6 protein-coding genes and 1 pseudogene are annotated in these 9,133 nt (G+C 74.0%); 1 reads left to right on the forward strand and 6 read right to left on the reverse strand.

Annotation, left to right across the window (positions count from 1 at the left end):
• A pseudogene (locus CCN33_RS33280) lies at positions 1–143 on the reverse strand (amidohydrolase); the annotation flags it as partial.
• 219 nt (positions 144–362) lie between these two features.
• Here CCN33_RS33280 and CCN33_RS26765 point away from each other — a divergent pair.
• Positions 363–536 carry a thiazolylpeptide-type bacteriocin gene (locus CCN33_RS26765; protein ID WP_031179489.1) on the forward strand — a complete coding sequence of 58 codons (174 nt, stop codon included), beginning with the start codon at positions 363–365 and terminating at the stop codon, positions 534–536.
• A 110-nt stretch (positions 537–646) separates the two neighbouring features.
• Here the strand turns inward: CCN33_RS26765 and CCN33_RS26770 are convergent, their stop codons facing one another.
• The 5 genes from CCN33_RS26770 to CCN33_RS26790 all read right to left on the reverse strand — a co-directional run.
• Positions 647–2,578 carry a TOMM precursor leader peptide-binding protein gene (locus CCN33_RS26770; RefSeq protein WP_086696020.1) on the reverse strand — a complete coding sequence of 644 codons (1,932 nt, stop codon included), beginning with the start codon at positions 2,576–2,578 and terminating at the stop codon, positions 647–649.
• Entirely contained in the window at positions 2,575–3,327 is a 753-nt protein-coding gene (locus CCN33_RS26775) for an ABC transporter permease (protein WP_086696021.1), read from the reverse strand. Before CCN33_RS26775 ends, CCN33_RS26770 begins: the two co-directional genes overlap by 4 nt.
• Positions 3,324–4,280 (reverse strand): ABC transporter ATP-binding protein, encoded by a 957-nt coding sequence (locus tag CCN33_RS26780; protein ID WP_086696024.1) that lies wholly within the window; start codon positions 4,278–4,280, stop codon positions 3,324–3,326. Before CCN33_RS26780 ends, CCN33_RS26775 begins: the two co-directional genes overlap by 4 nt.
• 1,301 nt (positions 4,281–5,581) lie before the next feature.
• Positions 5,582–6,700 (reverse strand): lantibiotic dehydratase C-terminal domain-containing protein, encoded by a 1,119-nt coding sequence (locus tag CCN33_RS26785; RefSeq protein ID WP_086696022.1) that lies wholly within the window; start codon positions 6,698–6,700, stop codon positions 5,582–5,584.
• Positions 6,697–9,133, reverse strand: a 2,437-nt coding sequence (locus CCN33_RS26790) for a lantibiotic dehydratase (protein ID WP_086696023.1), incomplete at its 5' end; no start/stop codon positions are given. The genes CCN33_RS26785 and CCN33_RS26790, both read right to left, overlap by 4 nt.

Genomic DNA, 9,133 nt, shown 5'->3' on the forward strand with positions numbered 1-9,133 from the left:
CCGTCGGCCGCGAGCCGGTCCGCGAACCGGGCGGCGGTGCGCTCCTCCGCGCCGGACAGCTCGGGGTGCCGGTGCAGGTCGAGATACAGCTCGGCGGTGGACGGCAGCAGGGCGTCCAGACCGGGCGGCACACCACCGCCCACGGTCACGGACGGAGGGGACTGGTCGCTGCTCACGGCGGGGGCTCCAAGGGGTCGTCGTACGGGGGTGTCAGCGAAGTGACAGCCATCGGTCAGGGAGTTGGTGCCGGACGCGCGTAGAAAGGGAGATGTCGGGGGGCGCGCTCCTCCGGCTGGTTCAGCGCACCACCGGACGGGGCCGTCCCGGCCGGCCGCAGGTCACCTGACCCGGAAGGAGCCACCATGGCTGACAACACCCTCGCCTCCCTCGCCCAGGAGATCCTGGACCTGGAGTCGGAGACCTTCGAGATCACCGACTACTCGGACGCCAGCGAGGTCATGCTCGGTTCGTCCACGAGCTGTTCCTCCACCAGCACCTGCTCCAGCACCACCAGCACCACCTCCTGCACCGCCTGACCCGGGCGTTCGCACCCACGGTCCCCGGCCCGCCTCGGCGCGCCGGGGACCGCCGGTGTGCGCGGGCCCCTTCACGGCCCGCGCACCGACGAGCAGAACGCCTGCCCCGCTCACGGGAACGGATGCGGCACCCGCCGCAACTCCTCCTCCCGCAGCGGCGCCGAAACCATGCCCGCCCGGTACGGAGCGGTACGCAGCCTCGGCAGGGTGAGAGCCCGCTGCCGCAGCCACCCGAAGTCGATCGGCAGCAGCCCCGGAGCCAGCGTGGCCACCGTGCGCAGTCCCATGCGCCGCTGTTCGGGCGTGGTCTGGTCGACGGCGATCACCTCGCAGCCCGCCTCGCCCAGCAGGTCCCGCACCAGCAGCAGATCGTCACGGAGGTCGCCGGTGCGCGGCCGCCGCTCCTCCCAGCCGGCGAACAGCTCGTCGAGCGGAGCCGTGCGGGGCGGCTTGAGATAGCCGGTGGCGTGTGCGCGCATCGCGGGCAGCCCGAACAGCGCCGCGTGGTCGGGGAGACGCTTCACCAGGTCGAAGTCCTCCGCCATGGCAATGAGTTCGGCGGGCCGTTCGGCCACCTGGCCCGGCAGGTGCGGGATGTAGGTGAGGATCTCGGAGACCGCGGACTCCACGGCCGTCTCCGGGTCGAAGGAGGCGCCCGCCGCGAAGGCCAGGGAGCCCGGCGCGTCGTCGCGGCGGACCGCGAGCCCGGTGACGACGGGCACCGGAAGATCCACCCGGTTGTCGAAGACGTGCACGTCGTAGCCCTGGAGCGCGGCCCGTGCCACCATCGCCCGCACGCCCGGCGAGCGCACCGAGTCCAGGTCGATCTCGGGGAGCGGGAGATCGCCGTACCAGCCCAGCAGGAAGGCGTCCCGCTCGATCAGTTCGAGCAGGCCGAAGAAGACCGCCTCCTCCCAGCTGCTGCCGGTCGCACAGCCGTTGGAGCACTCGAAGACGAAGTTGTCGGCGGCCGTGCCCGCGCTGTAGTAGACGAGCCGGGCCGGGACCAGCACCGGGCGGCCGTCCCGCATCGACCAGCCGGTGACCCACGGGATCGGCCGGGCCGGGTCGAAGGGCTCGACCATGGGGTCCTCGGCGTAGGTGCGCGGTCTGTACAGCCCGCAGCTGCGCGGATCGAGGGCGCGGTCGCCCAGCTCCTCCAGGGAGGCCGTCACCACCGGCGCACGGTGCCGGCGATGAGTGCCCGCGTACCGCTCCAGGCCCTCCAGGAAGGCCAGGTCGCGGCTGTCCGCGAAGGAGTTGGCCTGGCCGCTCCAGGTGACGTCGGTGAGACCGGCGTACCCCCGCATGAAGACGCTGCCCGCGACCGGCGCGGTGGTGGGGGAGGTGACGTCGACCCAGGTGCCGCCGCCCAGCACCCCGCACACCGGGTTGGCCAGCGCCTTCACCGGCAGCGGGTGGTCCGACGCCCGGCGCAGCCGGTACGAGTCCGGGCGCGGCTTGGGCAGCGGGGCCGGGGCGGGCAGCGTGGCTTCCGCAGCCGCGCGCGAGACCGCCTCCTCGGTGCAGGGACGGCAGCACGGGCACATCGGCTCCGGCAGCAGCGGGAAGGTCCGTACCCGCAGCGTCTCCAGGTCCAGCTCCGTGACCCGGGGCAGCTCGGCGTCCGGGCCCTCGGCGGTGTGCCGGGCGGCGCCGGAGGCGATCAGCCGGTGCAGCGACCACACCGCGTCCACCGTGTGGTCCGGCAGCACCGGCCAGGCCCCGGCCGCCGTGGTCTCCGTACCGGTCTCCAGTGCCTCCCGCTCGGTACGGGTGCGCAGCCGCTGGCGGCGCATCGCCAGACAGGTCCCGCAGGCCGGACCGGCCGCCGGAGTGCCGCCCCAGGGGCCGAGCAGCACGGCCTGCGCGGTCAGGTGCACGGTGGCCGGGCCGGCGGGGAGCCCGCTCTCGCCGAGCACGTTGGTGTCGCCGATCCGGGAGACGGCGGGCGTGGGCAGCCCGGCGGCGGTGGCGCGCGCCGCCAGCCGGGAGTGGAGGTCGGCCCGCGCGGTCTCGAGCGCCGTCGTCGTGGTCGTCATGTCCGGTTGCTCCAGCGGAAGATCCGGGTGGCGACGACCCCGAAGACCAGGGCGAACACGACGAGGCCCGCGCAGTCCAGCGCGATGTCGCCCAGGTCGCCCCGGCCGCCCATGGCGTCGGTGAGACCGTCGTTGAGGTAGTGCAGCGGCAGCACCTTGGCGGCGGTGCGCAGCCAGCCCGGCATCAGGTCGTCCGGGAAGAACGAACCGGACAGGAACGCCATCGGCACCATCACCAGGTTGGCGATGGCCGCGACCGCCTCCGGGGTGTCCGCCAGACTGCCGACCACCAGCCCCATGGCGAGGAACGCGGTCACTCCCAGCACCAGCAGCGGCAGCGCCGCCCACCACGGGCCCATCAGCTCCAGCCCGAAGAAGGGCAGCAGCGCGACGGCGGTGAAGAGCACAGTCTGCGTCAGCGCCACCCCCATCGCCACCGTCCAGCGCGAGGCCAGCAGGGTGCGCAGCGGGGTCGGGGTGCGCCAGATCAGCCGGAGCAGGTCGTCCCGGCGCCACTGCATCAGCGCGAACCCCACCGAGAACACGGCAGCGTTGCCCACGCCCCAGGACAGCACGCCCGGCGCGATGTAGTTGATGGAGGCCAGTCCGCCGTCGACCTTGTCGCCCTGGAAGATCAGGCCGAACAGCACCAGGAAGGCGAGCGGGAAGGCGAAGGTGAAGAAGAGGGTCGTCTTGTCGCGCACGCTCGCGACATAGGTGGCCCTGGTCAGTGCGGCGTAGGCGCTCAACGGTGGTGCTCCGATCCGGTGCCGGTCAGTGAGAGGTAGGCGTCTTCGAGGGTGGGGGTGCGCACGGAGACCGAGTCGATGTCCACCAGGTCGCCGAGCGCGGGCAGCACCCGGTTGGGCACCGTCGTCTCGATGGCCAGGTCGGCGCCCTGCACGGTGGCCCGGTCCACACCCGCCAGCGCGAGCGCCGCCTCGGGGGAGAGCTTGTCGGCGGGCACCAGCAGGCGGGTCGGCGCGGCCAGGGCGCGGATCAGGCTGCGGGGCGAGTCCAGCGCGACGACCCGGCCCCCGGCGATGATCGCCACTCGGTCGCACAGCGCCTCGGCCTCGTCCAGGTAGTGGGTGGTGCAGATGATCGTCCGCCCCTCCGAGCGCAACGACCGCAGCAGCTCCCACAGTTCACGGCGGGCCTCCGGGTCGAGGGCGGCCGTCGGTTCGTCCAGGAAGATGAGCTCCGGTTCGTTGAGCAGCGCGGTGGCCACCGCGAGCCGCTGCCGCTGGCCGCCGGAGAGATGGTCGATCCGGGCGTTCGCCTTCTCGGTCAGCCCGACCCGCTCCAGCGCCGTCTTCGCGGCCTGCGGCGCCATGCCGTACAGCGCGGCCACCGTGCGCAGATGCTCGGCGGCCGTCAGCCGGGCGAAGAACGCCGACGCCTGGGTCTGGACGCCGATCCGGGCCAGCAGCGCGATGTCGCGCGGCCAGGGACTTCGACCGAAGACGGTCACCGTGCCGGAATCGGCCTCCCGCATGCCCTCCACGATCTCCACCAGGGTGGTCTTCCCCGCGCCGTTCGGCCCGAGGATGCCGAAGAACTCACCGTGGCGCACTTCCAGGGAGACACCGTCCAGCGCCGTCACCTCCCCGTAGCGCTTGCAGACGCCCTCCAGGGCGACGACGGTCTCGGTAGCGGTGCCGCGCGGGGCGGCCTCCGTGCTGCTGTCGGGTGTGCTCATCTCGCCTTTCCTCAACTGCTGTACGGCGGGCGGGACGTGTCGCCCCGGCTCGGAGGTGGAGGAGGCGGCCGGAGCCGCCCCGGTGGTACGCCGGTCCCGCAGGCGCCGGCCGAGACCGCCCAGCACCCACAGCAGCAGGACGGCGGCGAGCAGCGCGGGCGGCAGCGACCAGGCGAGCACCGCCGAGCCGTCCGGCAGCATCGTGCGCAGCACCGCCCCGCACAGCACGAGCAGCGCCGCGCTCTGCACCGCCGTCAGCAGCGCGAACCCGCCGTACAGCAGCCGCAGGCGCGCCGGGTACGCACCGAGGCCGGGGCCGCGTCGGAGCAGCCCGCGCACCGCGAGGCCGGTGAAGGTGCGGGCGGCCTCGGACAGGGCGGTGACACCGAGCGCGTGGCCGAGCGCCTTGTAGCCGTCCAGCGGGGGCAGCGGGAGGAGGTTGGCCACGCCGAGGACGGTGCCGAGCAGCAGCAGCGCGCCCAGCGCGGGCCGGGCCTCTGCGCCGGAGGGGAGCAGCGCCCACACGCCGTAGAACGGCACCAGGAACAGCAGGTTGGCGAAGACGCCCGCGCACGCCGTGGCGACCTTCCGGGCCCGGCCGCCGAGGAACTGGACGTCCTCCACCTCGCAGTACAGGTAGGTGGCGAAGCAGATCCAGCGCAGCCCGATCTCCGTGACCCGCCCGCCCCAGGCCCGCGCGAACAGCCCGTGCGCCAGCTCGTGCAGGGCCAGCCCGCACCACAGCACGCAGCCGATCGCGAACAGCAGCACCGGCTGGCGCGCCGTCTCCTCCGTCTGCCGCCACAGCGTCCCGGCCTGCACGACCACGGCGACGAACACGCCGACCGCCAGCGCCGTCAGCACCGCGAGCACGGCCGGCCGGCGCGCGGGCGCGGTGAGCCGGTGCAGCCGGTCCATCAGCGCGGGCGCGTCCGCCACCATCCGGGTCCGCCCGGCCAGAATCCCGTTCGGCGGCCGCTCCGGCCCGGCCGGGGGCGCCGCGGCCGGGGCGGGGGAGCCCTCCAGCAGGCCCCGGCCGTGCAGCAGCCGGAGCAACTGCCCCCACTGCGCCTCCCCGAGCCGGGCACCGAACGCACCCGCGTACTCCCCGCCGATCTCCTCCAGCGTGCGGGAACCGTCCAGCCGGGTGATCAGGAAGTGCTCCTTCGGCCCCAGCTCCAGCCGCCGCCCCGTACGCGGGTCCTTCAGCAGATGGATACGGGCCGCACCGCGCACCAGCCGGGGCCCCGCCACCAGGTCGGGGCGCACCCTGGGGCGACTGGCCAGGAACGTCCCGGTGGTCACCCCTCACCCCCACGGCGCCAGCCCGCCAGCGAGTCGCCCGCGTCGGCCTCGGCGCCCCGCGCGCCGCAGTCCCTGAGGGCGCGGCCGAGCACGTACGACAGGAACGCCTCGTCGCGCACGGTCGTGCTGAGCCGGTTGTTGGTCATGTGCAGATACGGCGAGAGCAGCATCGGCAGTGCCTGGGCCGGGTCGGTGGGGCGCAGGTCGCGGGTGCCGTCCCAGGAGCGGAACACCAGCGCGCCGTCGCGGGTCAGCCCGGTCGCCCGGTCGCGCAGCTCGGCGCAGTGCTCGGCCCAGCCGCGCAGGAACGCCGGGAGCCGCCCGGTCTCGCCCGCCGCGACCGCCGCCCGGATGTCCCGGAACCGGCCCGGCAGGCTCGCGCCCATCGCGGTGTACGCGCGGTCGTAGCCGTCGTCGGCGGTGTAGTTGGTGCTGGAGAAAGCCCGGTTCCAGAAGGTGTGGTAGCGGTCCAGGAAGGACAGCAGGGCCTCGTCGTCCCGGAGGAACGTGCCGGCCATCACCGTCATCAGCTGGGCCGACAGCCCGAGCAGTACGGTGCGCAGGTGCAGGTTCATCGAGCGGGCGGCCTCGATGACCAGGTCGCTGGAGTGCTGGAAGTGCCACTCCGCCAGCTCGATCCCGGCCGGGCCGCCGTACTTGCCGTACTCGGGCTCGTACGGGCGGTCCTCGAAGGAGTTGTTGGGGCGCAGCACCATCCGGCCGTCCGGGCCCAGGTACTCGGCGCGCTCCTCCTCGCCGAACTCCAGGGCGAACAGGGTCTCGTAGAGGTCGGCGAAGAAGCCGTCCCTCACCTCGTACAGCGCGGGGCGCTCGCGCAGGAACGTCTCCAGCGCGGCATGCGCCCGCTCCCGGACCACGGGGGCGTCGGCGGCGCGGGCCGGTTTCAGACGGAGGCGCAGATGCGGGCCCTCCAGCCAGTAGTTGATGAAGAAGTACCCGGCGAGCAGGCCCTCCTGGGTGAGGGCGTCGACCAGCGGGCGGACGCACTGGACGAGCAGCGGGCGGGGGCTGGCCGCGTAGAAGACGTGCACGGCCAGCCACTCGCCGGGCGCCTGAGCGGGCACGGCCGAGGCTTCGGTGGGAGCGGTCGTCATCGGGTGGCGTCCTCTTCGGTTCGGGCGGCCGGTACGGGCAGCAGTTCGACGGCGAGTTCGGCCACGTGCCGTCCGCGCGGTGAGGTGACGTGCAGTTCGTCCTCGGCGGGGAGCATCTCCTCGAAGACGGTCCGGGCCCGTTTTCCGGCGAGGAGCCCTTCCAGGGCGGTGAGCGAGAGCGGACTCTCGAAGTCGACGTACTGCGGCTTGGACCCGCCGAACCAGGCGGCGCCCTGCCCGTCCCCCGTCTCCTCGTGGACGGTGGCGAAGGCACGGACGGGCAGGCCGTGCCGGACCCGCCAGCGGTGCCAGGCGAGATACCAGTCGGCGTCCGTGGCGCCGGGCGCCCGCAGCGGGAGGTGGCCGTCGGCGACGGTCCAGGACCGTCGCTGGAGCACCAGCGCGTGGTGGCGGACACGGGGGCGCCGGGTGACGCCCTCCGTCGCCTCCCCGGCCGGCACCCCGCGCCACACGTCCGGCACCGAGCGGGAGGTGGGCGAGAACAGCAGCAGGGTGCGCGGGATCTCGGGCAGCACCATCGGCACCAGATAGCCGAGGTACACCGGGACGACCTCGCGGTCCAGGCGCCGCGAACGCAGCAGCAACCGGTCCTCGGTCTCGTCGTGCACGGCGTACAGGTCGTCCAGGTGGAGGCGGCCCTGTTCGGGGGCGGTGCTGTTCTCGCCGGGGCAGACGATCTCGTAGTCGGTCAGCCGCCCGTGCAGATTGAGGTTGGTGGTCGCGGCACCGGCCGTCACCTCGGCGAGGACCGCGCGGGGCGGCAGCACCGAACGCAGCGTGTTGCGCAGCGAGTCGGTGAGTCCGGGGCCGTCCGCGCCGTCGAAGCAGTGCGTGAAGCGGGTGAAGGGGAAGCAGAGGCCGCCGTAGGAGTTGTTCAGCACGGCCAGCGGGCCGTCCTCGCGGCGGGCGAGCTGGAGGAAGTGGCTCTGCGGGCGGAACGCGGGCGCGGCGGTGCCGAGCGCTTCGGCCATCTCGTCCACGGTCACGTCGTCGAGTACGAACTCCTCAGCGCTCACCGGTAGTTCGGCCCAGCGCTCCCGCATCCGGGCCGTGAGGGTGGCGCGGGCCCGGTCGACGGAGGTGATCTCCGGGACGCCGAGCCAGTTCTCCTCCGGGGCGTGGCTGCCGTCCGGGAGGTGGCCGTCCTTGGCCGCGGTGAACTGGAGGTACTGGCGGAAGATGTCCTCGTGGAAGTCGTGGACCAGCCGCAGCAGGTCCTCGCAGCGGCCGCCGCGCCCGTACCGGGCGACGAAGAAGCCCTTCAGGGTCAGCCGTTGGGGCAGCGCCACGTCGAAGGCGGGCAGCACCCGGCCGATCGACCGCAACGGCGCGGCGACCGGCTCGGCCCACTCGGCGAGCGGCGCGCCGGTGGTACCGGCCGACACGTCCTCGTACAGCAGCGTCTGTGGCAGGACGGGCCGTTCGGCACCCAGGTCGGTCTGCAGAGCGGCGAGTTCGGTACGGAGTCCGGCCAGCAGAGCGCGCCGGGCGGGCACATCGGCGTCCCCGTACCGCGCGACCGCCTCCGCCGGGCCGTCCAGCCGGGCGGCGACCGTGTCCGCCCACTCCACCCCCAGGCTCCGCAACGCCCGCTGGAAGGCGCGCAGCGGGTCGGGGCTGTGCACGCCGGAGTCGAGCAACGGGAGCTGGAGCATGCCCAGTTCACGCAGCGCCGTGAGATAGTGCCCCGCCTCCTCCTCGCCGGCACCCGTGGTGGCGGCCAGCCAGCGGGCCAGGTCACCGTGGGTCAGGGTGCCGTCGGTGTCGCGCAGCAGCGTCAGCATCCCGTCGAGGGCGCCCTGCCGGCGCAGGAAGAACAGCCGGTCCTGGGCGGCGTCGAAACTGACCGGCGCGCTGTCGTCCCCGGCCGTGACCGCCCGCCGGACATAGCGCACCCGGTCGTCGTCCCGCGTCCAGCCCGAGGCCGGTGCCACCGGCAGGTCGGCCCGGCGCGCGGGGTCGGCCACGATCAGCTCGGCGAGCCGGGTGAGGACGACCACGTTGAGCCGGGGGTGGCTCGTCCAGTCGTCGCCCACCTCCGTCAGGTCGCCCCCCTCCGCGAAACTGCCGAGCGCCACGGCGGTCAGCGTGCTGAACGGGCTGGTCTTGCAGGCGGTCCGGTACACGTACGACAGCAGCGAACGCTCCATCTTCCGGGCCCGCTTGCCCGGCGCCGGGGACCGGTCGGCGGCGAACGCGTCGAGCCGCTCCTCCAGCGTGGGCGAGGCCAGCAGCAGACCCCGGCGCAGCCGGTCGTCCAGCGCCAGCCCGCGCAGCGCGGCACGGGTGCGGGCCAGCGCGGCACCGAGCACCGTCTCGCCCGCGCCCCGCAGCTCCTCCCAGCGCAGACGCGCGTCCAGCCAGGCGGCGAGGTCCGCGCCGGTGTCACCGCCCAGCGCCGAGGCGAGGGCG

This window comes from Streptomyces recifensis (assembly GCF_002154615.1).
Taxonomy (GTDB): domain Bacteria; phylum Actinomycetota; class Actinomycetes; order Streptomycetales; family Streptomycetaceae; genus Streptomyces; species Streptomyces griseoluteus.

Coding starts and splice junctions, on each gene's coding strand:
- CCN33_RS26765 (WP_031179489.1), top strand. CDS start 363: ATGGCTGACAACACCCTCGCCTCCCTCGCCCAGGAGATCCTGGACCTG.
- CCN33_RS26770 (WP_086696020.1), bottom strand. CDS start 2,578: ATGACGACCACGACGACGGCGCTCGAGACCGCGCGGGCCGACCTCCAC.
- CCN33_RS26780 (WP_086696024.1), bottom strand. CDS start 4,280: ATGAGCACACCCGACAGCAGCACGGAGGCCGCCCCGCGCGGCACCGCT.
- CCN33_RS26785 (WP_086696022.1), bottom strand. CDS start 6,700: ATGACGACCGCTCCCACCGAAGCCTCGGCCGTGCCCGCTCAGGCGCCC.